The sequence below is a fragment of the Methylobacterium sp. NFXW15 genome, from assembly GCF_049887755.1.
Taxonomy (GTDB): domain Bacteria; phylum Pseudomonadota; class Alphaproteobacteria; order Rhizobiales; family Beijerinckiaceae; genus Methylobacterium.
In genome coordinates, this window is record NZ_JAGEKG010000001.1 from 604,563 (window position 1) to 631,541 (window position 26,979).

The following is a 26,979-nucleotide window of genomic DNA, read 5'->3' on the forward strand; positions in this document are numbered from 1 at the left end:
CGCGCTCTACCAGACCAACCGCTCGATCACGGCATTCGGATGCACGCTCTGTCGGCCGAGCCACTCGGCGATGTCGCCGAGTGTATGGTGATCGGCCGTGACGCCGAGCTCCTCGGCGTGGATCCCACGGGCGACGAGGAGACTCGCGATGCCGAAACCGCTCGCCCCGGCGATGTCGGTGCGGATCGCGTCGCCGATGGCGATGACCCGCCCCTTGTCGTCGGGGGCACCGCCGTCGAGGGACGCGGCGACGGCAAGCGCCGCCTCGTAGACCGGACGGTGCGGCTTGCCTGCATAGATCACCTCGCCGCCGATCTCCGCATAGGCGGTCGCGAGCAACCCGGCGCAGGGGATGAGGCGGTTGCCGCTCTCCACCACGAGGTCCGGGTTGGCGCAGATCATCGGCAGGCCGCGCCCGGCGAGGCGGGTCAACTCGGGGCGATAATCCTCGGGTGTCTCGTTGCGGTCATCGAACAGGCCGGTGCAAACGATCAGATCGGCCTCGTCCTCCGGCACGAGGGTGAGGTCGAGATCCTTGAACACGCCGAGGTCGCGCTCCGGCCCGATATGGCGGATGCGCGCGCCGGGGCGGGCGGCGATCAGCTCGCGGGTCAGGTCGCCCGAGGTGAGGATCGCGTCATAGGCCTCGCGCGGGACGCCAAACCGATCGAGGATACGGCCAACCCCGTCGCCCGGACGGGGCGCGTTCGAGACCAGCACCACTCGCCGCCGCCGCGGGCCCGGCAGGTTGCGGAAGCGGATGAGCGCCTCGCCCGCCGCGACATGCGCCTTCTGCCCGTCGTGAAGCACGCCCCAGACGTCGCAGAGGATCAGGTCGCGCCCCTCGGCGATCCCGGACAGGCCGGAGAGGGTGGGGATCGGCGTGGTCATGATGCGGTTCGGTCCCTGGTGTTCAATGGGGCTTGGCCAGCCGGTGCTCGGCGAAGAAATCCAGCATCGCCCGTGAGGCATCCGGCCCCGCAGGGTCGGTATAGGTGCCCTCGGGCCTGCCGCCGGACCACGCATGGCCGACGCCGCGAATGCGCCAATCCTCCAGCACGACCCGGCCGGTGCGGTCGCTATAGCGCGTCCTGATGAATGGGTGACCGCCGAAACGGTCGCCCGCTCCCTCGAATCGCTCGGCACTGGCCTCCAGGCCCGAAGCCTCGGCCTGGGCGAGGATCTGGTCCGCGTTGCGCACGCTCACCGTGTTGTCGTCGGTGCCGTGGAACACGATGGTCGGGATGCGCTTCGGGGTGACGGTCGCACCGAAATTCGGGCCGGTGCCGAAGCCGGGCGCGCCGACCTGCATCGCCATGATCGCCGAGCCGAGGTCGCGGGCGCACCCCGCCGCGAGACCGGAATGAACGCCCACGGCGGCGTAGAGATCGGGATAGGCATGGGCGATGTTGAGCGCCGCCGCGCCCCCGGCCGACATGCCCGCGATGTAGACCCGCGCCGGATCGATCGGATAGGCCGCCATCACCGCCCGCGTGATGCCTGCGATGATCGCGGGCTCGCCGCTCTCGCGAGACTGGTCGGCGGGGTCGTACCAGTTCCAGCATTTCTGCGGATGGGCCGACCGGTTCTGGGCGGGATAGGCCACGAAGATCCCGAGGCGCTCGGCCAGAACGTTCATGCCGGTGCCGGCAGCGAAATCGTCCGGGTTCTGGGTGCAGCCGTGAAGCATCACGACGAGCGGGGCGGACTTCTGCGGCGTGCCCGGCACGAACAGCTTGTAATCGCGTGATCCGGCCGCCACCGCATGGCTGCGCGCCACGAAGGAGCCGGAGGACGGGCCGCGCTCCGGGGCGGGAGAGGGCTGGCGCTGGCCAAGCCCCTTCAGCACCGGGGCGGCGAGACCGCGCACCACCGTCTCCACCACCTCCCGGACGCGCAGGCTGGGGGACGCCTCGGCCCCGTGGCGCTGAGGGGTCGGCGTGGAGGAGGACGAGCCCCCCCGCCCGGTGAGGGTGCGCTGGATCAGGGCGGTGGCCTCCTCCAACCGGCCGAGGCCGGTCAGCCGCGTGGCCTCCGCGAGATCGGCCAGGGGATCGCCGGAGCCTCGCTTCCCGGACTTCGGGTCGAACTTGCCGAAGTTGTCGGACATGGGGGTCGCCTCGTCTCGGGTTGCGGTCAGCGCAGACGGTCCGCGAGGGCGGCACGGACCGCCGGGCTGGCCTGAAGGCTGCCCAGCACCGTCAGCGTGCCGATGGTCTCGCGGGCGAGTTCGGGAGTGACGTCGGGTCCGATGGTGGCGAGGCCGAGCACGCTGATGTCGAGCATCCGCCCCTCGGCACGGGCCGCCTCCAGTTCCGTGCGGCCGATCCGGCACAAGCCGAGCTCGACGCTGCGCCGCTCCACCGACTGCTTGGTGATGTCGGCATGGCGGCCGATCTGGTTGCGGATCGCTGTGCGGATGAAGTCGCTACGGTTGGCGTAGACGCCCTCCGCCACGAGAAGATCGACATAGCCGAGATCGACATGGCCCAGGTTGATCGTAATCTTCTCGCTCTCCGGCACCCGTACGCCGGCGAGCCCCTGGCCCTGTCGCATTACTCACCCTCACCATCCACGCGGATGGTATATAGAGGGTGAATTTTGCATTGCAATAGGATTGCGCTGCATCGCAGCAAAGACGGAAGGGGGCTCAGGCGGTCTCGGAGCCGCCGATATAGTCCGCCCAGATCGCCTGGGCGCCGAGACTTGCCCGGAAGGCGTCGTGACGCTCGCGCTCGGCATCGGTCAGGCGGCTGCGGAAGGTGCGGGGCGGGCTCCCCGCGACGCCGGGCAGGTTCGTGGCGGCGGGAGCGGCGGCCTCCGCGACCAGCAGGCCGAGGCTCGTCTGCTTGCCGCCCAGCAGCTCGACATAGACCTCGGCCAGGATCTGCGCGTCGAGAAGCGCGCCGTGCTTGGTGCGCCGGGAATTATCGATGCCGTAGCGGGAGCAGAGCGCATCGAGGTTGTTGGCCGCGCCCGGATGCTTGCGCCGGGCCATGGGCAGGGTATCGACCACATCCTCAAGCCGGATCGGCGGGGGGGCGTCCGCCCCGAGCCTCGCGTATTCCATGTTGAGGAAGCCCACGTCGAACGGGGCGTTGTGGATCACGAGGCGGGCATCGCCCAGGAAGGCCAGCAGGTCGGCCACGACCTTGGCGAAGACCGGCTTGTCGGACAGAAACGCGTCCGACAGCCCGTGCACCACATAGGCGCCCTCGGAGACCGCCCGCTGCGGGTTGATGTAGCAGTGGAATTCCCGGCCGGTCGGGATGTGGTTGAACAGCTCGACCGCGCCGATCTCGATCAGGCGGTCGCCATTCTGAGCCTCGGTGCCGGTGGTCTCGGTGTCGAGGACGATCTCACGCAGCATGTCGGGTCCTGCCGGTCCGGAAGGCGGCGACCCTACGCCCTTCGGCCACCCGGAGTCACCCCATGGCCCGAGGCGCCGGTCCGTGGGACGCCCCGCCCGAAGGCGGGGCTCCACCGATCGTTACTGGCCGCGGTTGGCGCCCGGCACCACGCTGGTGCCACGGCCGGAGCCGAAGGGCTCATAGCGGGTGAGGCCGCGGAAGAGCTGGCTGAGGAAGGCGCGATCCTGGCCGCTGGTGGGCGTCGTGCGTTCGATGAAGTCGAACACGCGGCCATCCTGCAGGCCGTAGAGCGCCACACGCTCCACCTTGAAGCCGGGGGTGAAGTAGACGGCGATGACCTTCTGGTCCTGCACGCTCTCGCCCAGGAACATCACCGTACGGCTGGTGTTCTGAGAGATGTAGTACCAGGACTTGTTGCCGACCGTGGACACGGTGGTGGGCGTGCCGAGGGTCTGGAGCACCTGCTCCGGCGACATGCCCGGCTTCACCGTGGCGAGGGCGGCCTGATCGACTTGATAGCCGTGGCGCAGTTCCTCGCCGATACAGCCGGACAGACCCGCGCCGACGAGGCCGAGCAAGGCAAGGCGCGCGAAAGACGAGACGAAACGGCGCCGCATCGGCCCCCCAAGAATTCCGTTGACGGCCAGCGCACGACAGCGCGCCCGCACATGCTGTGCGGTGGCGCTTGCGCCCTGGGCGTGGGTTGGCCTACCGCGTGGGTATGGCTTTGACAAGGCAAGCGTGGCCACACCGGGCCGACCACACTGATCACCGGCGCGCGGGGTCTCCCCGGTGATCGCCCGGTTCTTCCGGCGCGGGGCCGAGCGGCGGCGCCCGGTCGAGGCGCTGCACGCGGCCATCGTGGGCGCGTCCCGGCAGCCCGCGCTCTACACCGCCCTGCATGTTCCGGACACGGTCGAGGGCCGGTTCGAGGCCCTGTGCCTGCATGCCTACCTCGTCCTGCGGCGCCTCGACCGGCTGCCACCGCCCGCCGCCGACTTCGCGCAGGAGCTTGTGGATACGGTCTTCGCCAATCTCGATGCCAATGTCCGCGAACTCGGCGTCAGCGACGTCGGCGTGAGCAAGCGCATGAAGAAGCTCGCCTCTTCCTTCTACGGGCGGGCGCGGAGCTACGATGCCGCCCTGGCGACGGCCGACGATGCCGCGTTGCAGGCGGCCCTCGCCCGCAACATCGTCGGCCCGGATTCCGACCCGGCCGGGCTCGCCTCCTATGTCCGTGCGGCGGAATCCTCGTTGTCCGCTGCCGATTTCGAGACCCTGCTCACGGCAGGGCCGCCCCTCCCCGACCCGTCCGCCTTCGCGGCCGCACGACCTGACACGGACCAGCCGGCATGAGTGCCAACACCACCCCACCCCTCTCGCGTCCCATCGAGATCGGCCGCCTGCCGCGTGGCCGGGCCGAGGTCACGGTCGAGGCGAGCCCGGAGGAATGCGCCGCCCTCGCCCGCGATTTCGGCATCCCGGCGGTGCGCGACCTCGTAGGCCGATTCGTCCTGAGCGGGACCTCGACGCGATTGACCGTGACCGGCACGGTCGAGGCCGTGGCGACGCAGGTCTGCACCGTGACCCTCGAACCGTTCGAATTGGCCGTGCGCGAGCCGGTCGACGTGGTGTTCAGCGATGCGCCGCCGCCCGACGACGAGCCCGAGGACGGCCCGCCCGAGGGTGCCCCCGAGCCGCCCGATCCGATCGTGAACGGGCGCGTCGACCTCGGCGCACTCACCGGCGAGTTCCTGGCGCTGGGGCTCGACCCCTATCCGCGCAAGCCCGGCGTGACCTTCGAACCCGTCGCCAGCGGCCCGGAGAGCGGCCCATTCGAGGCCCTTCGCCGCCTTCGCGACGAAGGCGCCTGACTGACGGAACCCGGCCCCGCGCCGAATTCGTTTGCCCAAGCGGCGGGCATCGCTATGGTCCGCCGCGCCCGGCGGCTCCCGCCGGAATCCACCCCGCCGAGGCCGCGAACCGAGTTCATATGTCCAACCGCGTCCGCATCTCGCTCGACGCCATGGGCGGCGATCACGGCCCCGCCACGGTGGTGCCCGGAGCCGCCCTCGCCCGCGAGCGCCATCCCGACATGACGTTCCTGATGTTCGGGGACGAGGCGATCCTTGCGCCGTTGGTGGCCGCCGAGCCCCGGCTGAAGGATTGCGTCGAGATCCGCCACACCACCATCTCGGTGGCGATGGACGACAAACCGAGCCAGGCGGTGCGCCAGGGCCGTGGCAAGTCTTCCATGTGGCAGGCGATTCAGGCGGTGCGCGACGGCCAGGCCGAGGCCTGCGTCTCCGCCGGGAATACCGGCGCGCTGATGGCGATGTCGAAAATCTGCCTGAAGACCATGTCGGGCATCGAGCGCCCGGCCATCGCCTGCCTGTGGCCTACGGTGCGCGGCGAGAGCGTCGTGCTGGATGTCGGCGCCACGATCGGCACCGACGCCGAGCATCTGGTCGAGATGGCGGTGATGGGCTCGGCCATGGCCCGCATCGTGTTCGACCTCGACCGGCCGACGGTCGGCCTGCTCAATGTCGGCACCGAGGAGATGAAGGGCAACGAGGCGGTGAAGGAAGCCGCCCGGCTCTTGCGCGAGATGGACGCGGCGGGCCTGACCTATCACGGCTTCGTCGAAGGCACGGATCTCGGCAAGGGCACGGTCGATGTCGTCGTCACCGAAGGCTTCACCGGCAACATCGCCTTGAAGACCGCCGAGGGCACCGCCAAGCAGATCGGCGCGTATCTCCGCTCGGCCATGACGCGGACCCTCTCCGCCAAGATCGGCGCCTTCTTCGCTCGCCACGCCTTCAAGGCGCTGAAGGATAAGATGAATCCGAGCCGCGCGAACGGCGGCGTGTTCCTCGGGCTCGAAGGCATCGTGGTGAAAAGCCATGGCTCCGAGAACGCGCAGGGCTTCGCCGCCGCGATCGACCTCGCGCACGACATGGCCCGCCACGACATGATCCGCACCATCCGCGAGATGCTCGACCAGACGCCGGCCCTGGCCCCGGCGTGAGCTTATTGTCTTTGCATCACCTGTTTCAGACACGGCTGACGCCTCCGTCTGGATCGATGCACTAGAGGAGACGGGCGGGCCGCACGACGGGTCCGCCGGAAAGGACCACACGATGTCAGCCCTGCGTTCCGTCGTCGTCGGCACCGGTTCGTCCCTGCCCGAGCGGGCGGTGACCAATGCGATGCTTGCCGAGCGGGTCGAGACCTCGGACGAGTGGATCGTCCAGCGCACCGGCATCCGCCAGCGCTTCCTCGCCGGGGAACACGAGACGACCTCCGTGCTCGGCACCCGCGCGGCGCAGGCCGCCCTCGATGCGGCGGGCCTCGGGCCGGACGCGATCGACCTCGTGATCTGCGCGACCTCGACGCCCGACCACACCTTCCCCGCCACGGCGACGCAGATCCAGGCGGCGCTCGGCATCACCAAAGGGGCCGCCTTCGATCTGCAGGCGGTCTGTGCGGGGTTCGTCTTCGCGGTCTCGACCGCCGACAAGTTCCTTTCGACGGGAGCCGCCAAGCGCGCCCTGGTGATCGGCGCCGAAACCTTCTCGCGCATCCTCGATTGGGAGGACCGCACCACCTGCGTGCTGTTCGGCGACGGCGCCGGAGCGATCGTGATGGAAGCCCGCGAGGACGGGGAGCGCGGCGTGCTCTCGGCCTCCCTCCGCTCGGACGGGCGCCACCGGGAGAAGCTCTACGTCGATGGCGGCCCCGGCTCGACCGGCACGACCGGCCATCTGCGCATGGAGGGCAAGGAGGTGTTCCGCTTCGCCGTCGGGCAGGTGACGGACGTGATCGTGGATGCCTTTGAGAAGGCAGGCCTCTCCGCCGACGACCTCGACTGGTTCGTGCCGCACCAAGCCAACCGCCGGATCATCGAGGCCTCCGCCGACAAGCTCGGCATCCCCCGCGAGAAGATCGTGCTCACGGTGGACCAGCACGGCAACACCTCCGCCGCCTCGATCCCGCTCGCCCTCGACATGGCCGCGCGCGACGGGCGCATCAAGCCGGGGGACCTCGTGATGATCGAGGCGATCGGCGGCGGCTTCAGTTGGGGCGCGGCCCTGATTCGGTGGTGACGGTCAAGCCCAAAACCCACGGTTGACCGGGCCGTCACGGCGGATTAGCGTGGCGGATCATAGAGATACGTCCCGACAAGCCGAGGCGGCGAACCCGCCCGAAGAGCGCGGTCGGGACGAGGGCGAGCCGGCAAGGAAACACGGAATGGCGGGCAAGACGGTAACGCGTGCCGACCTGAGCGAGGCCGTCTATCATCAGGTCGGGCTGTCGCGGACCGAGTCGGCCGCCCTGGTCGAAACCGTTCTGTCGGAGATCTGTACCTGCCTCGCCAACGGCGAGACGGTGAAGCTCTCCTCGTTCGGCTCGTTCGTGGTGCGCAGCAAGGGCCGCCGCGTCGGCCGCAACCCCAAGACCGGCGTCGAAGTGGCCATCGAACCGCGCCAAGTCATGGTCTTCAAGCCCTCGAACGTCCTCAAGGCCCGCATCAACGGCGAGGCCGTGGAGGACGAGGACTAGCCTCATACTCGATCGAGGCTTGAGCGTTGCCCGCTGGGGCTGCAAGATCACCGGCACAGGCCCGCTCCAATCGAATCACGATGCCCCAAGCCCTTGCCGCATCCGACGACACCACCGAGGCGCGGGAGAAGAGCGCGGGCGCCTTCCGTACGATCAGCGAAGTGGCCGAGGCCCTGGACGTGCCGCAGCACGTCCTGCGTTTCTGGGAGACGCGCTTCGGCCAGATCCGGCCGATGAAGCGTGCTGGAGGGCGGCGCTATTATAGGCCCGAGGATGTCGACCTCGTCGCGGGCATCAAGCATCTCCTCCATGTCCGCCGCTACACGATCAAGGGCGCGCAGCGGATCATCAAGGACAACGGAATCCGCTTCGTCCAGGCCGTCGGCCGGGGGGAGGTCGTGGCTGCGCCGCCCCCGCTGCAGGATCTGGATGGCGGCGTCGAGGGCCAGTTGCCCGACGATACCACCGTGATCGCCCTGCCGGGCGAGGATCAGGCGGCGCTGGAGGACGCGCTCCATGAATTGCGGACCTGTCGCGCCCTCCTCGACGCCCTTCGGCAGCCTCCGGACTAGCCGAGACGGCCCCGGTCGAAGCTGAGCAAGGGCATGGCACGTCGGCCGAACTTTGCCGCAGCACCGGCGTTGTCGCCCGATGGCCGCCCCGCAGAACAAACTGTCGCCCAGCCAGGAGCTGATGGCCCGCATCCTGCGGATCGTGCGGGCGTGCCCCGACGCGGCCTCCGAAGTGCTCGAACTGATCACCCTGGTCAGTCAGGTCGAGGCCGCCACCGCCGTCGATCCGCGCTATCGCGACGCACGGCGGGTCATCGCCCGGCTGCGCGCGCCGCTCTGGGACATGGGCCCCGCCGACCGTGAACGCCTGCTCGCCGCCGCGGAGACGATCCGGAAGGTCTGCCGCCTGAAGGAAGAGGACATCCCGGCCTCGCCCATCGCCGATGCCGGGGAGCGCGAGAAGGTCGAGCAGCGGCTCGCCGCCGCGATGAGCGGTGAGTTCTCGCCCGCCCAGATCGCCCGCGTCACCGGCATCGTCGCAGCGGCGCTTCAGGACTGATTGCGGGCCGCGCCCCTCGACGCGCGGCTCTGCCATTCCCACATCCATCGTGCGGACGGAGTGCCGGACAGGGCGAGGCGCCCGCCGCCGGGCCGCGATGGAGACATGCCCCGTGACGATCGCCACCGCCCTCCCCGGCCGCTGCCTATCGGCCCTGTTTGGCGTCCTGCTCATCGCCGGTCCCGCGGCGGCGCAGACGACGGTGACGCGCTCCAAGACCGTGGCATCCGGCCAGACCGTGCGGCTGGAGATCGCGCCGAACCTCAAGAAGGATTGCAGCCCCGGCCCAATGCCGGAATTCAAGGTTTCCGGCGCGCCCAAGAACGGCGCGATCATCACGAAGGTCGGCAAGCTGAAGACGCCCGCCAGCTACCGCTGCCCGAACAAGGAGGCCGCCGTTCAGGCGCTCTTCTACCAAGCCAATGCAGGCTACACCGGATCAGACGAGGTAACCTTCGAGGTCAAGTCTTCCGACGGATCGGTGCAGACCCAGAACATCAAGATCACGGTCGGCGCCGCCAATTCCAAGCCGGCGGGCGATGCCAAGAAAGAAGGCACTGATCTCTGATCCTTAGGCAATCAAAATCGTCGAATGCATCGTTTTTCGGCGATCACTATTGCATTCTATGGAGAATTTCAGTCTCGTTTCCCGGCGAGGCTGGAATTCCAGACTATGGGTGTTGCACGTAATCAACGTGATTGCGGCGTGTTCGACGCACTGCGACAAATGGCGGACCTGTCGGTTGCATCCGAGCCGGGACAGGATGAAGCTATCCCGGTCTGAGAGGGTGACGCGAATGCCTATGCAAGCGACGAACGACCTCTTCCAGAGCTTCGCACGAGGGTACGAAGCCCGCCGAGACACGGAGATAAGCCTCTCCGAATATCTCGAAGCCTGCCGCGACGAGCCGCTGATGTACGCCTCCGCGGCGGAGCGTATCCTGGCCGCGATCGGCGAGCCGGAATTCGTGGACACGGCCAAGGATTCGCGGCTGGGCCGCATCTTCATGAACCGGACGATCCGGACCTACCCGGCCTTCCGCGAATTCTACGGCATGGAGGAGACGATCGAGCGGATCGTCTCGTTCTTCCGCCACGCGGCGCAGGGCCTCGAAGAGCGCAAGCAGATCCTCTACCTGCTCGGCCCGGTCGGCGGCGGCAAATCCTCCCTCGCCGAGCGGCTGAAGGCCCTCATGGAGGTCCACCCGATCTACGTGTTGAAGGCGGGTAACGAGGTGTCCCCCGTCTTCGAGAGCCCGCTCGGCCTGTTCGACCCCGAGACGATGGGCGAGGAGATCCAGCGTCGTTACGGCGTCCCGCGCCGCCGTCTCACTGGCCTGATGAGCCCCTGGGCGCTCAAGCGCCTCGACGAATTCGAAGGCGACATCTCCCGGTTCAAGGTGATCAAGGTGCGCCCGTCGCGCCTGCGGCAGATCGGCATCGCCAAGACCGAGCCGGGCGACGAGAACAACCAGGACATCTCGTCCCTCGTCGGCAAGGTGGACATCCGCCGCCTGGAGACCCTCTCCCAGGCGGACCCGGACGCCTACTCCTATTCCGGCGGCCTCAACCGGGCGAACCAGGGCGTTCTCGAATTCGTCGAGATGTTCAAGGCGCCGATCAAGATGCTCCACCCGTTGCTCACGGCGACGCAGGAGGGCAACTATGTCGGCACCGAGAATATCGGCGCCATTCCCTTCACGGGCGTGATCCTGGCGCACTCGAACGAAGCCGAATGGCAATCGTTCAAGACCAACAAGAACAACGAAGCCTTCATCGACCGTATCTACGTCATCAAGGTGCCCTACTGCCTCCGGGTGACGGAAGAGCAGAAGATCTACGACAAGCTGATCACCGGCTCGGAACTGTCCGACGCGGCCTGCGCCCCGGGCACGCTGGAGATGCTGGCTCGATTCTCGGTGCTCTCGCGCCTGCGCGAGCATGCGAACTCGAACCTGTTCTCCAAGATGCGGGTCTATGACGGCGAGTCGTTGCGCGAGGTCGACCCCCGCGCCCGCTCCATGCAGGAGTACAAGGACTCGGCGGGCGTCGATGAGGGCATGGACGGGATCTCGACCCGTTTTGCCTTCAAGGTGCTGGCTGCGACCTTCAACCACGACACGACCGAGGTGTCCGCCGACCCCGTGCACCTCATGTACGTGCTGGAGCAGTCGCTCCGCCGCGAGCAGCTGCCACCGGAAACCGAGAAGAAATACCTGGAGTTCATCAAGACGGAGCTCGCGCCCCGTTACGCCGAATTCATCGGCCACGAGATCCAGAAGGCCTATCTCGAGTCGTATCACGATTACGGCCAGAACCTGTTCGACCGTTACATCGACTATGCCGACGCCTGGATCGAGGATCAGGACTTCAAGGATTCCGAAACCGGCCAGCTCATGAACCGGGAGCTCCTGAACCAGGAGCTGACCAAGATCGAGAAGCCGGCGGGCATCGCCAATCCGAAGGATTTCCGCAACGAGGTGGTGAAGTTCGCGCTGCGCTCGCGGGCGCAGCATGGCGGACGCAACCCGAGCTGGACGAGCTACGAGAAGCTGCGCGAAGTGATCGAGCGGCGGATGTTCTCCCAGGTCGAGGAACTCCTGCCGGTCATCTCCTTCGGCTCGAAGAAGGACGGCGACACCGAGAAGAAGCACGGCGAGTTCGTCGAGCGCATGGTGTCGCGCGGCTACACCGAGCGGCAGGTCCGCCGTCTGGTGGAATGGTACATGCGGGTGAAGCAGGCGGGCTGACGGGCGGGTTCCCCAACCCTCAGCCGCCACAGTTTCGGACGATCGGCCGGCGAGACTTCCAGCCGGCCGGATATGCGGGCGAGGGCTTGAGCACCTGATGCACATCGTCGACCGACGCCTCAATCCGGGAGGTAAGAGCCTCCCGAACCGCCAGCGCTTCCTGCGACGCGTCAAGGACGTGGCGCAGCGGGCGGTGCGGGAATCCGCCCGGGAAAACGACATCAAGAACCTCGGCAAGGACGGCCGTGTCACCGTGCCTGCGGACGGGGTGCGCGAGCCGCGCTTCAGCCGCCAGCCCGGCTCCGGCCGTCACGACCATATCCTGCCCGGCAACAAGACCTACGTCGAAGGCGACATGATCGAGCGTCCGCCGGGCGGCGGCGGGGGTGGCGGCGGCTCCGGCGAGGGCGGGGATGGCGGCGAGAACAGCGAGGACGCGTTCCAGTTCGTCCTGACCCGCGACGAATTCCTCGAGCTCTTCCTGGAAGACCTCGAACTGCCCGACCTCGCCAAGCGGCGGCTTTCGGTAGTCGAGACGGAGGGCATGCGCCGGGCGGGCTACACCATCACCGGCTCCCCGGCGAACCTCGCCCTGACGCGCACCCTGCGCAACTCCATGTCCCGGCGCATCGCCCTCAAGCGGCCGAAGCCCGAGGAGGTCGAGGCCCTGGAGAACCGCATCGCCGCCCTCGGTGAGGGCGACGTGACGCGGGCGGATCTCGAAGCCTCCCTCGCCCTGCTGCGTGAGCGGGCGAAGCGCATTCCCTACGTCGATCCGATCGACCTGCGCTTCCGGCGCTTCGAGCCCTATCCCCGCCCCATCGCGCAGGCGGTGATGTTCTGCCTGATGGACGTGTCCGGCTCGATGACCGAGCACATGAAGGACCTCGCCAAGAGGTTCTACATCCTGCTCCACATCTTCCTCACACGGCGCTACCGCCACGTGGAGATCGTCTTCATCCGCCACACCGACCGGGCGACGGAGGTGGACGAGGAGACCTTCTTCGGATCCCGCGAGACCGGCGGAACGCTGGTCTCCTCGGCGCTGATCGAGATGAAGCGGGTGATCGCCGAGCGCTACGACCCGAACGACTGGAACATCTACGCCGCGCAGGCCTCGGACGGCGACAACGTCTCGAGCGACGGCCCCACCGCCACCGATCTGCTGCGGGCGAACATCCTGCCCGCCTGCCAGCACTTCGCCTATCTGGAAGTGGGCGACGAGAACGGGCCGCGGGCGGGTTTCGTGGAGCACCGCACGACCCTGTGGCGGACCTATGAGGCCATCGCCAAGGCGGGCGGTCCCATCGCCATGCGCAAGGTGAACCACCGCCGGGAGATCTACCCCGTGTTCCGCGAGCTGTTCGGCCGCAAGGACAAGGCGGAGGCGTGAACCGATGCGCCTCGCTCCGTCGTCATTGCGAGCGCAGCGAAGCCATCCAGGGACGCGCCATGGTCGCAAGCGTCCCGCAGCCCTGGATGGCTTCGCTATGCTCGCATGGCCGGTAGGCTGTTTGAAACGGCTCGCTTCCCCTCACGGGGACGAGGCCGCGGTCCTTCGGGAGACGTCATGACACGCCTCGCACCCCAGAAGATCGTCCGTGCCGACAAACCCCTGTTCACCGGCAACGATTGGGATTTCGACACCATCCGCCGCATCCACGATGCCTGCGAGGAGCAGGCGCGGCTGCTCGGCCTGTCGTGGTATCCGAACCAGATCGAGATCATCACCGCCGAGCAGATGCTGGACGCCTATGCCTCCATCGGCATGCCGCTGTTCTACAAGCACTGGTCCTTCGGCAAGCACTTCGCCCAGCACGAATCCGGCTACCGGCGGGGCCTGATGGGGCTCGCCTACGAGATCGTCATCAACTCCGACCCGTGCATCTCCTACGTGATGGAGGAGAACACGGCGACGATGCAGACGCTCGTCATCGCGCATGCCGCCTTCGGACATAACCACTTCTTCAAGAACAATTATCTGTTCCGTCAGTGGACCGATGCCGAAGGCATCCTCGACTATCTCGATTTCGCCAAGAGCTTCATCGCGCGCTGCGAGGAGCGCTACGGTCATCAGGCGGTGGAGCAGGTGCTCGACGCCGCCCATGCGCTCATGAGCCAGGGCGTCCACCGCTACCCGCGCAAGAAACGGCCTGACCTCGCCTCCGAGCAGCGCCGGGAGCGCGAGCGCGTCGAGCACGGCGAGCAGATCTACAACGACCTGTGGCGTACCCTTCCGAACAAGCCGGGCGCCGCGCCCTCCGACATGGCGGCCGAGCGCCGCCGGGCGCTGCTTGAGCTGCCGCAGGAGAACATCCTCTACTTCCTAGAGAAGGTTGCCCCACGTCTGCGCCCCTGGCAGCGGGAGATCCTGCGGATCGTGCGTCTCGTCGCGCAGTATTTCTACCCGCAGCGCCAGACCAAGGTGATGAACGAGGGCTGCGCCACCTACGTCCACTACCGGATCATGAACGCGCTGTCCGAGACCGGCCAGATCACCGAAGCCGCCTATCTCGAATTCCTGCAATCACACACCAACGTCATCCGCCAGCCGACCTACAACGACCGCTCCTATGGTGGTCACAACCCCTACGCGATCGGCTTCGCGATGATGCAGGACATCGCCCGCATCGCCGAAAATCCCAGCGATGAGGACCGGGAGTGGTTCCCCGATATCGCCGGGCGGGGCGACGGCATGGAGATCCTGCGCGATTGCTGGGAGAATTACCGCGATGAGAGCTTCATCTCGCAGTTCCTCTCACCCAAGCTGATGCGCGACCTGCGCCTGTTCCATGTGGTGGACGATCCCGAGGAGCAGGCCCTGCGGGTGGAGGCGATCCACGACGAGCGCGGCTACCGCCGCCTGCGCCGTGCTTTCGCGCGCCAATACGATGTGGCTTGGCTCGACCCCGACATCGAGGTCGTCGACGTCGATCTGGAGGGTGATCGCAAGCTCGTCCTGCACCACAAGACGCTCAACAAGATCACTCTACAGAAGGACGATGCCCGGCGCGTGCTCCAGCACCTCGCCGACCTCTGGGGCTATGACGTGGTGCTCAAGGAGGTCGAACCCGCCACCGGCGCCATCCTCAGCGAGATGAGCGCCAGCGCCCGGCCGATCTTCTTCTGAGGACGGCCGGAGAGGTCCCTCACGCCCGTTGCCGCATCGTCCGGCGGACGCCCTCCGGCTTGGAGGTGTCGGTGCATACGCGGTTCCGGCCGAGGCGTTTGGCCCGGTAGAGGGCCGCGTCGGCGCGGGCGACGAGGGCTTCCCAATCGCGGTCGGACTGCATCCGGTGGGCGGCCACGCCGAAGCTGCCGGTGACGTCCGGAATGGACGCGCGATCCCCCTGCCCGGCCGCGAGGCGCAGACGCATCCGTTCGGCCAGATCGGCAGTGCCCGCCGCGTCGAGCCCTGGGGCGAGGACAAGGAATTCCTCTCCGCCGTAGCGCACCACGAGATCGCCGGGCCGAGCCAGGGAGGTCAGCACCGCCGCCACCCGCTTCAGCACCGCATCGCCGCCGGCATGGCCGTACACGTCGTTGACAGTCTTGAAATGGTCGATGTCGAGGAGGATCGCGCCGAGAGGCTGGCCGGCCTGCCGCGCGGCCTCGATCACGCCGGGCGCCTGCTCCGCCGCTGCGCGGCGGTTCAGGAGACCGGTCAGGGAATCGGTCTCGGCCAGCAGCTTGAGATGCTGGTTGGTGCGTCGCCGCTCCCGTTCGAGAACCTGCTTGCGCCGCAACTCGTCGCGCAACACGGCGAGACCGGCGAACATCTCATCGACCTCCGGCCCCGCCTTTGCCCGGGACGGGGGATTGCCCAATCCCCCGACGGAAAGGGACAGGATCTCCTCGCGCACGGAGATGAGCGGGAGGAACAGGCGCCTCCGGAAGGTCAGGCCGAGCCAGAGCAGCGCCAGCACGACCGCCAGCGTGACCCCGGCGGAGGCGAACGTCGCCGCAATGGCCGCCTCGCGGGCCTTCTCGATCTTGCGCAGGGTCAACGCGCCCAGGCGCTCCTTCAGATCCGTCGATGCGGTGAGGCCCGGCACGTAGCGGCGGGTGAACTCGGCGGCACTACCCCTGAGGCTCGGCTCCGCGAACACCTCCATCGCCATGGGCAGGCTGCGGCCGAAATAATCCGTCTCGACCCGCGCCAGCGCCTCGCGGATACTGGGATCGTCGCCGTGATTATGGGCGAATGCGGAAAGATTCTGCCACAGATAGGTGATCTTATCCTGTGTCCGCGTGACGGAGACGATGGCCGCCTGCATCGGAAGACCGCCCGTCAACGTCATGACGGCATAGGAGCCGAGGCGGCCTGCCTGCTCACGCAGGGCGCTCGCCTCCGCCTGCAACAAAACCTCGGCGCCGACTTCCGGCGCATGGCGCAGGAGGCGTCGTCCGTACTCGATGCGCAGGGCCGCCGCCTCGTCCGCTGCGGCGAACATCGCCTGGATCGCCTCGGCGATCATGGCGCCCGGCCGCTCCTCCGGCGGCTTGGCACTGACCGCGTCGACTTTGGCCCGCCCCTCTGCGAGGCGATGGATGACCGCGTCGAAGACACTCGTCCGAAGGGTGCTCACCTGGGCGGCGGCGAGGCGCCGGTCGGTCTCGGCGCGCGTCGCGGCCAGCTTGGCAAGGGCCTCGCTCGACGTCGGCCCGAGGGGATCCATCGCCACATTGGCCGGTCCGCGCTCGGCGGAGATCATATCGGTCGCGGCAAGCACCAGAGCAAATTGGGACGCGTCGTCGACCGCGCGTGACGCCCGGCGCAACTCTGCGACGTTGTTCAAGACCAGAACGCCGCCGAGCGCGGAGCACCCGATGGCTGCCGCCGCCCCCACAATCCACTGAAGGTGCTGAATTCGTATTGCCGCCGGCATACCAGTCCGTATCGGCCCTGGCACCGCTGACACGAGCGGAAGCTCAATCCAGGGCTCGCCAAACTGGTATAGCGATGATCGTACAACGAGAGGTGAAGGCGCGGCAGTGAATGTTGGTCGAAAATTCAAAATCCAGATCGAAATCGATCATTCCGCCTAAAATGTAGCAGAAACGGGCAACTGCCCTCGCAAGGCGGACCAGCACCGGCCTGTTTCACCCCGATTGCGCGGTTACCATGTCCGTGCTGCAAGGGGGCATGAGCGCCACGACCATGAGCCTCGCGCAGACGCAGGCCTTTCTCGACAGCGAATTCCCGCAGATGCAGGCGGGCGGACGCGCCTACCATCTAGAAGCGGTGGGACCGCTCTCGGCGCGGATGCGCCTCGAGGCACATGAGCGATTTCTGCGCCCCGGCGCCACGGTATCGGGCCCGGCCATGATGGCGCTGGCCGACTACGCCCTCTACGCGGCGATCCTCGCGAATATCGGCCCGGTCGCGCTGGCGGTGACGACGAACCTGACGTTCAACTTCCTGCGCAAGCCCGCTTCCGGCGACCTGATGGCCGAATGCCGTCTCCTGAAGCTCGGCCGACGCCTCGCGGTGGGCGAGGTTGCGATCACGTCCGTGGGCCAGGAGGATATCGTCTGCCACGCGACGGGGACCTACTCGATCCCGCCGCGCTGAGTGTCAGGCCCGTGCCTCGGTGAGCCGCGCGGCGTAGCGGGCGATGAGATCGACCTCGAGATTCACGGCATCGCCCGCCTCGCGCTCGCCCCAGGTCGTCACCTGCAGCGTGTGCGGGATGAGGAGCACCGAGAACAGGTCGCCCTCGACCGTGTTCACGGTGAGCGACGTGCCGTCGAGGCAGACGGACCCCTTCTCCGCGATGAAGCGGGCGAGGCCTGCCGGAGCACGCAAGGTGAAGCGCTCGCTCGGCCCCCAGGCCCCGTCCGTCACGGTTTCGCGGGTGACGATGTCAGCGAGGCCATCCACATGCCCGGTGACGAGGTGGCCACCGAGTTCGTCGCCGATCTTCAGGGACCGTTCCAAGTTGATGCGCCGCCCCGGCGCCCAGGCGCCGACATTGGTGCGGGCCAGGGTTTCGGCGGCGGCATCCACGTGGAAAACGCAGCCGCCCTCCTCCGGCGCGATCGACACGGCCGTGAGGCACGGGCCCGAACAGGCGATCGACGCACCGAGCGCGATGCCCGCCGGATCGTAGGAGCAGCGGATCGCGATACGGCGCAGGTCGCCCGCCCCCTCGACGGAAAGCACCGTGCCGACATCGCTGACGAGACCCGTGAACATGCCTCAGACGCTCCGCTCGTAGGTGACGGCCCGGTCCGCCCCGAGGATGAGATCGTCCACGACGTCGAACCGGGCGATGCGGCGCGTCAGGACGGGGCCGAGGGCGGGCAACCCGCCCGCCGGACCGGCCTCGACCGGGCCGGTCATCAGGGTGACCGCGTCGATGAGATCGGCCTCGGCCAGCGCTTCCGCAAGGCGGGGGCCACCTTCGCTGCACAGGCGCGTCAGGCCGCGCTCGCCAAGAGTGGCCATGGCGGCGGGAAGATCGATCCGCCCCATCCCGTCCGCCGGGACGGCCACGACTTCGACCCCGCAGGCTTCGAGGGCGCGCCGGGCATGGGCGGGGGCGGAGCGGGTGGTGAGCACCAGCACCGGCACATCGTGCGCGGTGCGGGCGAGGACGCTGGCGGGCGAGAGATGCAACTCCGAATCGAGCACGATTCGCAGGGGCGACCGCTCCGCAAGCCCCGGCAACCGCACGGTGAGGGACGGATCGTCCGCCCGCGCCGTGCCGATGCCGACGAGGATGGCGTCCGCATGGGCGCGCCACAGATGCACCGCCCCGTCCGCGACGGGCCCGGTGATACGCAGGCGCTCGGTGCCCGCCCCGGCGGCGAAGCCGTCACGCGTGCGTGCGAGCTTCAGGTGCAGCATCGGCCGCCCCTGGGTCACGCGCGTGATGTGGCCGCGATGGTCGCGGGCGGCCTCCCGATGGCACAGGCCGGTCTCGACCGCGATGCCATCCCGGCGCAACAGGTCATGCCCCCGCCCGGCGACACGGGGATCCGGATCTTCCAGCGCGCTCACCACGCGCCCGATCCCGGCGGCGGAGATCGCCTTCGTACAAGGCGGCGTACGGCCGTGATGGGAGCAGGGCTCCAGGGTGACGTAGAGCGTCGCGCCCCGTGCCGCCTCGCCCGCCAGAACGAGGGCCTGTGTCTCGGCATGGGGCCGCCCGCCCGGTGCCGTGGCGGCGGCCGACAGGATCGTGTCCGAACCGGGAGCGACGACCACTGCCCCGACCGAGGGGTTCGGCCATGTCCGGCCGAGGTTCCGGCGGCCGAGCGCCAGGGCGAGGCGCATGAAGCTGGCGTCGCGGCTCACGTCCTGGGCCCACGACGGCGGGGGGCAGGCTTCGCAGACGGCGCAGGCTCGGGCTCCGGCTCGATGGCGGGCACCAGAGTGCCGCCAAGCGTACCGAGCAGCTCCTCGAAATCCTTGGCCTCGCGAAAGTTCTTGTAGACCGAGGCGAAGCGCACATAGGCGACGTCGTCGAGGCCCTTGAGCCCGGCCATCACCAGTTCGCCGATCGCCTCGGAGGCGACCTCGGCCTCGCCCGCGCTCTCTAGCTGGCGGGTGATGCCGCTCACCAGCCGCTCAATCCGCTCGGGCTCGACGGCGCGCTTGCGCAGGGCCACGTCGATGGAGCGCTGGAGCTTGTCCCGATCGAAGGGCACGCGCTTGCCCGACCGCTTGACCACCGTCAGCTCGCGCAGTTGCACCCGCTCGAAGGTGGTGAAGCGACCGCCGCAATCCGGGCAGACCCGGCGGCGGCGGATAGCGGCGCCATCCTCGGAGGGGCGGGAGTCCTTCACCTGCGTGTCGGACCCACCGCAATAGGGACACCGCATCGGGCGGGTTCTCTCGCACAAGCAAAACGGCCGCGGTTCGAGCGAACCGCGGCCGTCTCGTAACAAAGGGGTTCCCAAAGGGCTATGCCCTTTGGCGGGTGCAGGGCACGGCCCTGCTTGTCCCAGGGGCTTTGCCCCCGGACCCCACCCAAGGACCGGGTCCTTGAGGAGCCCGGATTTAGCCGTAGATCGGGAAGCGGTCGGTGAGAGCGTGAACCCTCTGCTTCACGCTCTCCTCGACGGCGCTGTCGCCGCCCTCGCCCTTGGCGGCGAGACCGTCCAGCACTTCCACGATCAGCTGGCCGATCTGCTTGAACTCGGCGACGCCGAAGCCGCGCGAGGTACCCGCCGGGGTGCCGAGACGGATGCCCGACGTGATCGTCGGCTTCTGCGTGTCGAAGGGCACGCCGTTCTTGTTGCAGGTGATGTGAGCCCGCGACAGCGCGGCTTCCGCCGCCTTGCCGGTGAGGCCCTTCCGCTGAAGATCGACCAGCATCAGGTGATTGTCCGTGCCGCCCGACGTGATGTCGTAGCCGCCGGAGATCAGCGTGTCGGCCAGAGCCTTGGCGTTCTCGACGACCTGACGGGCGTAGATCTTGAACTCGGGCTTCAGCGCCTCGCCGAAGGCCACGGCCTTACCGGCAATGACGTGCATCAGCGGGCCGCCCTGGAGACCGGGGAATATCGCCGAGTTGAACTTCTTGGCGAGCGCCTCGTCGTTCGTGAGGATCATGCCGCCGCGCGGGCCGCGCAGGGTCTTGTGCGTCGTCGTGGTGGCGACGTGGGCGTGCGGGAACGGCGACGGATGGACGCCGGCGGCGACGAGACCCGCGAAGTGGGCCATGTCGACCATGAAGTAAGCGCCGACGGAATCAGCGATCTCGCGGAACTTGGCGAAGTCCCAATGCCGCGGGTAGCCCGAGCCACCAGCGATGATCACCTTCGGCTTATGCTCCTGCGCGAGCTGGGCGACCTGCTCCATGTCGATGCGCTGGTCTTCCCGGCGCACGGTGTAGGAGACCGGCTTGAACCACTTGCCGGAGACGTTCGGCGGGGCACCGTGCGTCAGGTGGCCGCCGGCCGCGAGGTCGAGGCCGAGGAAGGTGTCGCCCGGCTGCATGAGGGCGAGGAACACGCCCTGGTTGGCCTGGGAACCCGAGTTCGGCTGCACGTTGGCGAAGCCGCAATCGAACAGGCGCTTGGCGCGCTCGATAGCGAGGTCTTCCGCGATGTCCACGAACTGGCAGCCACCGTAGTAGCGGCGGCCCGGATAGCCTTCCGCGTACTTGTTGGTGAGCACCGACCCTTGAGCTTCCAGCACCGCGCGGGAGACGATGTTCTCCGAGGCGATCAGCTCGATCTCGTGCTGCTGCCGACCGAGCTCTTGCTCGACGGCGCGGGCGATCTCGGGATCCGTCTCCGTGAGCGGAGCGGCGAAGAAGCTGTTGGACAGGTGGTTGTCGGTGGCAGAACCGGCGCTCATGAGGCTTCCCTGATTTTTGATTGGTGGGAGCCCGGCCATTGTCGCACAGCACGGGCGGGCGTTTCTGACGCCGAGTCCTACACGCCGGGCCGCACAAGGCCAAGCGCAGGCATTTTTCCGACCGGGTGAGAAAAATTCAAGAGCCCAGCCAACCGGTGTTGCCGGAGCTGATGACTCGCCCGCGGCTAGGATAAAAAATTTCAGATAGGATCATTGACCCCTTAAAAGAACATATGGTAAACAAGTCTTCCAATTAGGGGGCTTGCGATGCAAGGCTGGGAAGTACTCAGTAAAAATACAATCTCTCTGCGCAAATCGTAGAGATCTTGCTTATTAAGATTGCATTTGATGAACGTAAAGCGGGATTTCGCGACGACCAGCCACGCGGACCCGAAGGAAGATGGATCATAGGCGGCGGTAAATACGTCGTTTCAGAGCGACATACAACTGGTAATAAACAGATTGATAGCATAACAGAGAAAATTACGGACACACTCGATGTGGTGTTATCTCAAATTGGGCCAGTAAGTGGCTCATTATACGGAACATACGTACACAGCTCTGCTGCCAAGCTCTTGCGTGAAATGAACATTCCTGGAATCGGCAAGGATGGCATCGAACAAAGCTTTAGTCTTGGCGATCTCGTCCGCTACGGGCTCAGCGACAGCATCCGAACCGACGCCTTATTGCGGAACGATCAGACTGGCGAGATTTTGGCCGTCTGGAACATTAAAACAGGAAGCCAAAGGCTGAGTCCGAAACGAGTGGCCAAAATCAGAAGCTACCTCAACATAAGCGATGACGTACCAGTCATCGATATTCACATAAATCTTGGAATAATCGTAAAGAATTACGATGTATAATAAAATTTCTTAAATTATCATTATTTACAGAACTAAAGCTCATATTTATATCTATTCTTGGTTTTTAAATTTTCAAGATACTTAAGAGTAACCGCAATATCACTCAGTTATAGGAGACCGAAATGACGATGGACTTTTACATGCTTTGTGATCGGCCGCTCATATCGGCTGAAGAATGGCAGTCCGCAATCGATGACCTTGGCTTCGACCTAAAAATACCGCTTACCCGCGATGTGGCAACGGCGTATGGTGCAATGACGGCGATGTGGCGTGGGGAGCCAGTCGTCTTCGAGTTCTCGGCGCTTCCCTATGACGAGATCGAAGAATGTTATTTCGACATCGACTTCGGGCAGACATGGCCGAATGCCTACGTCATGTATACCGGATCGTGCTTTAGTGGTTTAGCCGGAGCGATCATGGCGGGGGTAGCCATCGTAAATCGCACGGGTGGACGGTTCTTCGAACCGCAGGAAAGCCTCATCCTGAAACCCGATGAAGCTGTGCGGTACGCCCACCGGACCGTGGATGAAGTCCTCGCCATCATGGGCCGCACTCAACACTGAACGGAGCCACTCCACACTTCGCTGCCGGCCTCAGAGCTCTTCATCAAACTCTCGGGTAAGGAGAGCTTTCTCACATGCCTCGATAGCGCAGCGGAAGGTTTGTGACAGGCTCTCAGGTCCCCTCCCCCGGACGCCCTCGCCGGACGCGCGGGGTCGGACGCGGCTCTTGGGGAGCGGGACCCGAGCCGGTGCTGGGGCTATGGCTTGGGGTAGCGCCCGGACCACCGGAGGGTGTGGACGACTTCGCCCCCGCGCTTGGCCAGAACGCCTCGAAGAGCTGCTGCATCGCCTTGAGGTTCTGTTCCTGAACCTCTGCACCGGTGCGGATCATCTGGCTTATGACGTCGGACCCGGCATTCTCGCTCTGAGGCGGACGGGGCGCTTCCATCTGCGGACGGCTCCGGGGCGGCGGAGGCGGAGGGGGCGTGTAGCGCGGCGCCGGAGCTGCGGCGGGCGCGGACGGCTGAGGCGTCATGAAAGCGCGGGCCATGTCGGTCCACAGGGCCACGAAGGGTAGCGGCGAGGCGGGAGACGGCGCCGCCGCCGGGCGAGCGGCCTCGGCCTGAGGCTGATTGAGCATCACGTGAACGATGCTCGCCACCACGGCCCCCGCCATCATGGGCAGCATCTGTCGCAGCACCTGCGACCCCACGCCGCTCGCGGCGGAGGCCTGCTGCAGCACCGCCTGCATCAACTGCGCGCTGCCGAACATCTGGCCGAGGGCATCGAGGCCGAGCGGCGCGGCCGTTCGCGCCGTCTCGGGCGCCGTGAACATCCGGGCGAAGCCGGTAGGATCGAGCCCGGCGCCGCGCTGCAAGCCGAGGGTCAAAGCGGGCATCAGTGCCTCGAAGGCGCGCTGCGTCTGGTCCACGGTCAGCCCGAACTGCCGTGCCATCGCCTGCATTTCGGGGCCGCCAGGGACCTGGACCATGTCGAGCGGATTGAACATGACGCCTCGATTTCCGCCCGCCTCGCGACCCGTCGGGTCTTTTCAACTCTTGGGGGCATCGTGACCCGCCGCGTGCGGAAACGCCAGTTCCCCGGTGACAATCCCTGTCGATCCCTGCCCGGCGACGGGTGTCGAGGCCCGTTCGGCGAGGTTCGTCACCGCCCGGCGGGCCAGAAACAACCCCAGCAGGCCGAAGACCAGCGAGCCGATGCCCATGCCCGCCACGATCCCGCGCGGGCCGAACAGGGCGCTGCCGAGATAGGCCGGAGGCACGGTGCCGATCGTCGCCCGGCCCCAGTTGAGCAGGGACGAACGAAGCGGAAAACCGAGATTGTTGAAGGCCGCATTGCCCAGGAACAGGAGCCCGTTGAAGAACCAGATCGCCCCGCCGACGAGGCAGAAGAAGGCGAACAGCTCCGCCGCCTCGTCCTTCAGGCCGAACAACCCGGCGAGCGGCCAGCGCAGCAGGATCAGCAGCAACCACACGGTGGCGGCGTAGACGAGCGTCGCCGTCACGCAGGAGCGCAGGGTGTCGCCCATCCTATCGAACCGTGCCGCCCCCCAGTTCTGCGCCAGGATCGGGCCGATCGCGCCGGACAGGGCGAAGAGGCCGCCGAAGGCCACGGGGGTCAGACGGTCGATCACCGCCGCCGCCGCGATGGCATCGGGTCCATAGCCGGCGAAAAGGTGCGTGAGGAAGGCGCTCGCCACCGAGGGGGCGAGGTTGGTCAGCACGGCGGGCCCGGCGATCGAGGCCATGGCGGGCGCGTCCGCCACGACCTCCGCCGTCCTGGGCCGCCGCATCAGGCCATGCCGGGAAAGGTTGCGCCAGCCGATTGCGACGAAAGTCGCGCGAGCGATGCAGACGGTGATCGCCGCCCCCTCGACGCCGAGCCCGGCCCCGAAGATCAGCAGCGGATCGAGGATGGCGGTGACGATGGCGCCGCCGAGTGTCACCCACATGGCCCGCACCGCATCCCCCTGCGCCCGCAGGAGGCCGGTGAACATCATGCCGAGGCCAAGTAGTACGTTCGACGGCAGGGTGATCATGAGGAACAGGTGGGCGACGCGCAAAGCCTCGCCCTGCGCGCCGACGAGGCCGAGCAGCCTGTCCGCGAAGGGCATGATCAGCGCGGCGAGCAGGCCGGAGACGAGCACACCGAGCGCCATGGAGGAAGCCGCGAGCCGCCGCGCGAGCGGCCTGTCCCCAGCACCGATGGCCCGGCCCACCAGGGCGCCCGCCGCGATCATCATGCCGATATTCACGGCCGTGGCGAAGAATTGCACCACCGAGGCGAGACCCACCGCCGCCGTGAGGGCGGGATCGCCCAGCCGGGAGACGTAGAGCAGGGTCATCAGGTCCACGACGAAGATCGCCATGAGCCCCACCGAGCCGGTGGCGCTCATCACGAGCACGTGGCGCATGATCGAGCCGACGACGAAGCGTCCCTGCTCGGAGAAGCCCGTGCCAGGCGGCAGGGGCGGTCCGTCAGACATTGCGGGCGCCGCCTTCCGTCTCGAGTTCGGCCTCGCCGCGCACCCCGTCGGTCTCGTCAGCCTCATCGGCCTCGGCCGCATCGGTCCCAGGCTCGGGGGCGGTCTTGGCGAGGACGCGCTCGGCCGCATCCCGCCGGTCCTGCCCCAGCAGATCGCGGGTTTCGGCGTTGAGGGCCCGGGCGGGGCGTGCGGGCTGGGTCAGCGGCTCGGGCCGCACCTCCCCCGCCTCGCTGCCGCCGAGCCATGCCGCGCCTTCCGGCAGGGCATCGGCCTGCTGCAGCACCAGCCGGGCGATGTCGCGCTTGCGCACGTCATCGACCCGCGCGGCGGCGGCCTCGGCCGAGACGCCGAGCCCTTCGAGAGCCGCCCGCCCGAAGACGAGGGCCGATTCCGACGTCTCGCGGATCTGGAAATCGACGTCGCGGTTCATCAACTCGACGGCGTGGAGCCGGTCGTAGGCGCGCACGAAGGTCCGCACCGCGGCGAATTCCTCGTGGACGATGTCCACGATCTTGAGCGCCGCCTCACGATCATCGACGCACAGGCAGACGAGTTCCGCCTTGCCGATCCCGGCCGCGCGCAGCACGTCGAGGCGCGTCCCGTCGCCGTAATAGATCCGGAAGCCGAAGCGCGTCGCGGCCCGCAGTTGCGCCACGTCCTTGTCGATGACCGTGACGGGGATGCCCTCAGCGAGCAGCACCTGCGTGAGGATCTGCCCGAACCGGCCGAACCCGATCACCAGCACGCGGGCATCGGCGGCGCCCTCCGCGAGTTCGGCGGGGGAATCCGCGGCGGCAGCCGCCGCTTCCCGCGAGAGCCGGGCATCGAGCAGCCGGTCGAGCCCCTTGGCCATGATCGGGCCGACCAGCATCGTAAGCGCGGCGAGCGCCACGGCGAAGCGCGTCGCGGTCGGGCCGGTGAGGCCGAGATCGGCCGCCTGCGGCAGGAGCACGAAGGCGAATTCACCGGCGGGCGCCAGCACCGCCGCGCCGCGCAGGGCGCTCACGGTATCCGAGCCGAACAGCCGGAACAGCCCCGCCACCAGGGCCACCTTCACGAGGATCGCCGCGAAGGTCGCGCCGAACAGGGCGGGCCAGACGGCCTTCACGAGGCTCCCGTCGATCGACATGCCGACGCTCATGAAGAACAGGCCGAGCAACATGCCGCGAAACGGTTCGATATCGGCCTCCAGCTGATGCCGGAAGTTCGATTCCGCGAGCAGGATCCCCGCGAGGAAGGCGCCCATGGCCATGGAGAGGCCGACCTTCTCCATCAGCATCGCGGTGCCGAGCACCACGAGCAGGGCGGCGGCGGTCATCACCTCGCGGGCGCCGCTCGCCGCGAGCAGGCGGAAGAACGGGTTCAGGCCGTAGCGGCCGACCAACACCACGGTGAGGATCGCCGCAAGCACGCGGCCCGTCGATAGGGCGGCCTCGCCGAGCCACGGCCCGCCGCCGCCATGTCCCGCCGAGGCGGCGAGCGGCATCAGGGCCAGGATGCCGACCACGCTGAGATCCTGGAACAGCAGCACCGCGAAGGCGCGCGAGCCATAAGCGCTGCCGAGGTCGCCGCGCTCCTCGAGCAGTTGCAGCGCCACGGCCGTGGCCGAGAGGGCGAGCGCGATGCCCACAACCGCCGCCGCCCCGAGGGGCTGCCCCGCGACGAAGCCCGCGCCGCCGAGCACCAATGCGCAGAGGATCAGCTGGGCGGCACCCAGGCCGAAGATGTCCCGTCGCATGGAGACGAGCTGCGACAGGTGTAGTTCGAGCCCGACGATGAAGAGTAGCAGCACCACGCCGATCTCGGCGACGCTCGCCGCCGTTTCCGGCTCGGCGATCAGCGACAGGCCGGACGGCCCAATCAGCACGCCCGCCACAAGATAGCCGAGCACGGCGCTCTGCCCCAGCCAGCGGAACACCGGCACGCCGACGACGGCCGCCGCCAGAAAGGTCAGGACCGGGGGCAGAAAGCTCGCGTGTTCGCCGGGGCTCGCCATGCCGCTCCGAGAGGGCCTTCAGAGAAGATCCTTCCCGCTTAAC

General features: G+C 67.5%; 27 protein-coding genes. 14 read left to right on the top strand and 13 right to left on the bottom strand.

What is annotated here, in order from left to right; translation table 11 throughout:
* Positions 1-6: 6 nt before the first annotated feature.
* From J4O73_RS02910 to J4O73_RS02930, 5 genes are all read right to left on the bottom strand, one after another.
* Entirely contained in the window at positions 7-891 is an 885-nt protein-coding gene (locus J4O73_RS02910; RefSeq protein ID WP_426214393.1) for a TIGR01459 family HAD-type hydrolase, read from the bottom strand.
* 22 nt (positions 892-913) lie between these two features.
* Positions 914-2,110 (bottom strand): extracellular catalytic domain type 1 short-chain-length polyhydroxyalkanoate depolymerase, encoded by a 1,197-nt coding sequence (locus tag J4O73_RS02915; protein ID WP_426214395.1) that lies wholly within the window; start codon positions 2,108-2,110, stop codon positions 914-916.
* 26 nt (positions 2,111-2,136) lie between these two features.
* Complete coding sequence (locus tag J4O73_RS02920) at positions 2,137-2,556, bottom strand: CopG family transcriptional regulator (RefSeq protein ID WP_426214397.1); 420 nt, start codon at positions 2,554-2,556, stop codon at positions 2,137-2,139.
* A gap of 94 nt (positions 2,557-2,650) precedes the next feature.
* Positions 2,651-3,370, bottom strand: coding sequence for a DNA polymerase III subunit epsilon (gene dnaQ, locus J4O73_RS02925; RefSeq protein WP_426214399.1), 720 nt, complete (start codon positions 3,368-3,370; stop codon positions 2,651-2,653).
* Between the two features lie 120 nt (positions 3,371-3,490).
* On the bottom strand, positions 3,491-3,988 hold the full coding sequence (locus J4O73_RS02930) for an outer membrane protein assembly factor BamE (protein WP_426214401.1): 498 nt from the start codon (positions 3,986-3,988) through the stop codon (positions 3,491-3,493).
* Between the two features lie 175 nt (positions 3,989-4,163).
* On the opposite strand from J4O73_RS02930, the gene J4O73_RS02935 reads away from it, so the two are divergent.
* The 11 genes from J4O73_RS02935 (at position 4,164) to J4O73_RS02985 (ending at position 14,885) form a co-directional block, all read left to right on the top strand.
* Positions 4,164-4,727, top strand: coding sequence for a ubiquinol-cytochrome C chaperone family protein (locus tag J4O73_RS02935; RefSeq protein ID WP_426214403.1), 564 nt, complete (start codon positions 4,164-4,166; stop codon positions 4,725-4,727).
* Complete coding sequence (locus J4O73_RS02940; protein ID WP_426214405.1) at positions 4,724-5,245, top strand: YceD family protein; 522 nt, start codon at positions 4,724-4,726, stop codon at positions 5,243-5,245. The genes J4O73_RS02935 and J4O73_RS02940 overlap by 4 nt, the downstream gene beginning before the upstream one ends.
* A gap of 119 nt (positions 5,246-5,364) precedes the next feature.
* Entirely contained in the window at positions 5,365-6,399 is a 1,035-nt protein-coding gene (plsX, locus tag J4O73_RS02945) for a phosphate acyltransferase PlsX (RefSeq protein ID WP_426214407.1), read from the top strand.
* A 112-nt stretch (positions 6,400-6,511) separates the two neighbouring features.
* A complete protein-coding gene (locus J4O73_RS02950; RefSeq protein ID WP_426214409.1) occupies positions 6,512-7,477 on the top strand; it encodes a beta-ketoacyl-ACP synthase III in 966 nt (321 codons plus the stop codon).
* Between the two features lie 49 nt (positions 7,478-7,526).
* The gene (locus J4O73_RS02955; protein WP_426214410.1) at positions 7,527-7,934 is read left to right on the top strand and encodes an integration host factor subunit alpha; all 408 of its coding nucleotides are present in this window, start codon (positions 7,527-7,529) and stop codon (positions 7,932-7,934) included.
* Positions 7,935-8,014: 80 nt separating this feature from the next.
* Positions 8,015-8,506, top strand: coding sequence for a MerR family transcriptional regulator (locus J4O73_RS02960; protein ID WP_426214412.1), 492 nt, complete (start codon positions 8,015-8,017; stop codon positions 8,504-8,506).
* Between the two features lie 79 nt (positions 8,507-8,585).
* A complete protein-coding gene (locus tag J4O73_RS02965; RefSeq protein ID WP_426214414.1) occupies positions 8,586-9,005 on the top strand; it encodes a hypothetical protein in 420 nt (139 codons plus the stop codon).
* Positions 9,006-9,117: 112 nt separating this feature from the next.
* A complete protein-coding gene (locus J4O73_RS02970) occupies positions 9,118-9,573 on the top strand; it encodes a VCBS domain-containing protein (RefSeq protein ID WP_426214416.1) in 456 nt (151 codons plus the stop codon).
* 229 nt (positions 9,574-9,802) lie between these two features.
* Complete coding sequence (locus J4O73_RS02975) at positions 9,803-11,755, top strand: PrkA family serine protein kinase (RefSeq protein WP_426214418.1); 1,953 nt, start codon at positions 9,803-9,805, stop codon at positions 11,753-11,755.
* A 97-nt stretch (positions 11,756-11,852) separates the two neighbouring features.
* Entirely contained in the window at positions 11,853-13,148 is a 1,296-nt protein-coding gene (locus tag J4O73_RS02980) for a YeaH/YhbH family protein (RefSeq protein ID WP_426214420.1), read from the top strand.
* Between the two features lie 177 nt (positions 13,149-13,325).
* The gene (locus tag J4O73_RS02985) at positions 13,326-14,885 is read left to right on the top strand and encodes a SpoVR family protein (protein WP_426214421.1); all 1,560 of its coding nucleotides are present in this window, start codon (positions 13,326-13,328) and stop codon (positions 14,883-14,885) included.
* 19 nt (positions 14,886-14,904) lie between these two features.
* Here the strand turns inward: J4O73_RS02985 and J4O73_RS02990 are convergent, their stop codons facing one another.
* Positions 14,905-16,554, bottom strand: a complete 1,650-nt coding sequence (locus tag J4O73_RS02990) for a diguanylate cyclase (protein WP_426214423.1) — start codon at positions 16,552-16,554, stop codon at positions 14,905-14,907.
* Between the two features lie 347 nt (positions 16,555-16,901).
* Between J4O73_RS02990 and J4O73_RS02995 the strand changes: the two genes are divergently transcribed.
* On the top strand, positions 16,902-17,330 hold the full coding sequence (locus J4O73_RS02995; RefSeq protein ID WP_426214425.1) for a PaaI family thioesterase: 429 nt from the start codon (positions 16,902-16,904) through the stop codon (positions 17,328-17,330).
* A 3-nt stretch (positions 17,331-17,333) separates the two neighbouring features.
* Here the strand turns inward: J4O73_RS02995 and J4O73_RS03000 are convergent, their stop codons facing one another.
* The 4 genes from J4O73_RS03000 to glyA all read right to left on the bottom strand — a co-directional run bounded on the left by J4O73_RS03000 (position 17,334) and on the right by glyA (position 21,068).
* Positions 17,334-17,954, bottom strand: coding sequence for a riboflavin synthase (locus J4O73_RS03000; RefSeq protein ID WP_426214427.1), 621 nt, complete (start codon positions 17,952-17,954; stop codon positions 17,334-17,336).
* Between the two features lie 3 nt (positions 17,955-17,957).
* Positions 17,958-19,037, bottom strand: coding sequence for a bifunctional diaminohydroxyphosphoribosylaminopyrimidine deaminase/5-amino-6-(5-phosphoribosylamino)uracil reductase RibD (ribD, locus tag J4O73_RS03005; RefSeq protein WP_426214890.1), 1,080 nt, complete (start codon positions 19,035-19,037; stop codon positions 17,958-17,960).
* 17 nt (positions 19,038-19,054) lie between these two features.
* Complete coding sequence (gene nrdR / locus J4O73_RS03010) at positions 19,055-19,585, bottom strand: transcriptional regulator NrdR (RefSeq protein ID WP_426214429.1); 531 nt, start codon at positions 19,583-19,585, stop codon at positions 19,055-19,057.
* Positions 19,586-19,763: 178 nt separating this feature from the next.
* A complete protein-coding gene (gene glyA / locus J4O73_RS03015) occupies positions 19,764-21,068 on the bottom strand; it encodes a serine hydroxymethyltransferase (RefSeq protein WP_426214431.1) in 1,305 nt (434 codons plus the stop codon).
* 326 nt (positions 21,069-21,394) lie between these two features.
* Here glyA and J4O73_RS03020 point away from each other — a divergent pair, with 326 nt between their 5' ends.
* Both J4O73_RS03020 and J4O73_RS03025 read left to right on the top strand, forming a co-directional pair.
* On the top strand, positions 21,395-21,931 hold the full coding sequence (locus J4O73_RS03020) for a hypothetical protein (protein WP_426214433.1): 537 nt from the start codon (positions 21,395-21,397) through the stop codon (positions 21,929-21,931).
* Positions 21,932-22,053: 122 nt separating this feature from the next.
* A complete protein-coding gene (locus J4O73_RS03025) occupies positions 22,054-22,494 on the top strand; it encodes a hypothetical protein (RefSeq protein ID WP_426214435.1) in 441 nt (146 codons plus the stop codon).
* A gap of 112 nt (positions 22,495-22,606) precedes the next feature.
* Here J4O73_RS03025 and J4O73_RS03030 read toward each other — a convergent pair whose 3' ends face one another.
* Genes J4O73_RS03030 through J4O73_RS03040 form a run of 3 tightly spaced genes read right to left on the bottom strand, consistent with a single transcriptional unit; the run spans position 22,607 to position 26,936 of the window.
* Positions 22,607-23,443, bottom strand: a complete 837-nt coding sequence (locus tag J4O73_RS03030; protein ID WP_426214437.1) for a DUF937 domain-containing protein — start codon at positions 23,441-23,443, stop codon at positions 22,607-22,609.
* Positions 23,444-23,485: 42 nt separating this feature from the next.
* Positions 23,486-24,940, bottom strand: a complete 1,455-nt coding sequence (locus tag J4O73_RS03035) for an MATE family efflux transporter (RefSeq protein WP_426214439.1) — start codon at positions 24,938-24,940, stop codon at positions 23,486-23,488.
* Positions 24,933-26,936, bottom strand: a complete 2,004-nt coding sequence (locus J4O73_RS03040; RefSeq protein WP_426214441.1) for a monovalent cation:proton antiporter-2 (CPA2) family protein — start codon at positions 26,934-26,936, stop codon at positions 24,933-24,935. Before J4O73_RS03040 ends, J4O73_RS03035 begins: the two co-directional genes overlap by 8 nt.
* Between the last annotated feature and the right edge of the window lie 43 nt (positions 26,937-26,979).

What these genes read in the sequence shown, in the direction of transcription:
- J4O73_RS02930 (WP_426214401.1), bottom strand. Translation starts at nt 3,988, where the DNA reads ATGCGGCGCCGTTTCGTCTCGTCTTTCGCGCGCCTTGCCTTGCTCGGC.
- J4O73_RS02995 (WP_426214425.1), top strand. Translation starts at nt 16,902, where the DNA reads ATGAGCGCCACGACCATGAGCCTCGCGCAGACGCAGGCCTTTCTCGAC.
- J4O73_RS02910 (WP_426214393.1), bottom strand. Translation starts at nt 891, where the DNA reads ATGACCACGCCGATCCCCACCCTCTCCGGCCTGTCCGGGATCGCCGAG.
- J4O73_RS03000 (WP_426214427.1), bottom strand. Translation starts at nt 17,954, where the DNA reads ATGTTCACGGGTCTCGTCAGCGATGTCGGCACGGTGCTTTCCGTCGAG.
- J4O73_RS02980 (WP_426214420.1), top strand. Translation starts at nt 11,853, where the DNA reads ATGCACATCGTCGACCGACGCCTCAATCCGGGAGGTAAGAGCCTCCCG.
- J4O73_RS02960 (WP_426214412.1), top strand. Translation starts at nt 8,015, where the DNA reads ATGCCCCAAGCCCTTGCCGCATCCGACGACACCACCGAGGCGCGGGAG.
- J4O73_RS02915 (WP_426214395.1), bottom strand. Translation starts at nt 2,110, where the DNA reads ATGTCCGACAACTTCGGCAAGTTCGACCCGAAGTCCGGGAAGCGAGGC.
- dnaQ (WP_426214399.1), bottom strand. Translation starts at nt 3,370, where the DNA reads ATGCTGCGTGAGATCGTCCTCGACACCGAGACCACCGGCACCGAGGCT.
- glyA (WP_426214431.1), bottom strand. Translation starts at nt 21,068, where the DNA reads ATGAGCGCCGGTTCTGCCACCGACAACCACCTGTCCAACAGCTTCTTC.
- J4O73_RS02975 (WP_426214418.1), top strand. Translation starts at nt 9,803, where the DNA reads ATGCCTATGCAAGCGACGAACGACCTCTTCCAGAGCTTCGCACGAGGG.
- J4O73_RS02920 (WP_426214397.1), bottom strand. Translation starts at nt 2,556, where the DNA reads ATGCGACAGGGCCAGGGGCTCGCCGGCGTACGGGTGCCGGAGAGCGAG.
- ribD (WP_426214890.1), bottom strand. Translation starts at nt 19,037, where the DNA reads ATGCGCCTCGCCCTGGCGCTCGGCCGCCGGAACCTCGGCCGGACATGG.
- J4O73_RS03030 (WP_426214437.1), bottom strand. Translation starts at nt 23,443, where the DNA reads ATGTTCAATCCGCTCGACATGGTCCAGGTCCCTGGCGGCCCCGAAATG.
- J4O73_RS03025 (WP_426214435.1), top strand. Translation starts at nt 22,054, where the DNA reads ATGACGATGGACTTTTACATGCTTTGTGATCGGCCGCTCATATCGGCT.
- plsX (WP_426214407.1), top strand. Translation starts at nt 5,365, where the DNA reads ATGTCCAACCGCGTCCGCATCTCGCTCGACGCCATGGGCGGCGATCAC.
- J4O73_RS02940 (WP_426214405.1), top strand. Translation starts at nt 4,724, where the DNA reads ATGAGTGCCAACACCACCCCACCCCTCTCGCGTCCCATCGAGATCGGC.
- nrdR (WP_426214429.1), bottom strand. Translation starts at nt 19,585, where the DNA reads ATGCGGTGTCCCTATTGCGGTGGGTCCGACACGCAGGTGAAGGACTCC.
- J4O73_RS02965 (WP_426214414.1), top strand. Translation starts at nt 8,586, where the DNA reads ATGGCCGCCCCGCAGAACAAACTGTCGCCCAGCCAGGAGCTGATGGCC.
- J4O73_RS03040 (WP_426214441.1), bottom strand. Translation starts at nt 26,936, where the DNA reads ATGGCGAGCCCCGGCGAACACGCGAGCTTTCTGCCCCCGGTCCTGACC.
- J4O73_RS03035 (WP_426214439.1), bottom strand. Translation starts at nt 24,940, where the DNA reads ATGTCTGACGGACCGCCCCTGCCGCCTGGCACGGGCTTCTCCGAGCAG.
- J4O73_RS02950 (WP_426214409.1), top strand. Translation starts at nt 6,512, where the DNA reads ATGTCAGCCCTGCGTTCCGTCGTCGTCGGCACCGGTTCGTCCCTGCCC.
- J4O73_RS02985 (WP_426214421.1), top strand. Translation starts at nt 13,326, where the DNA reads ATGACACGCCTCGCACCCCAGAAGATCGTCCGTGCCGACAAACCCCTG.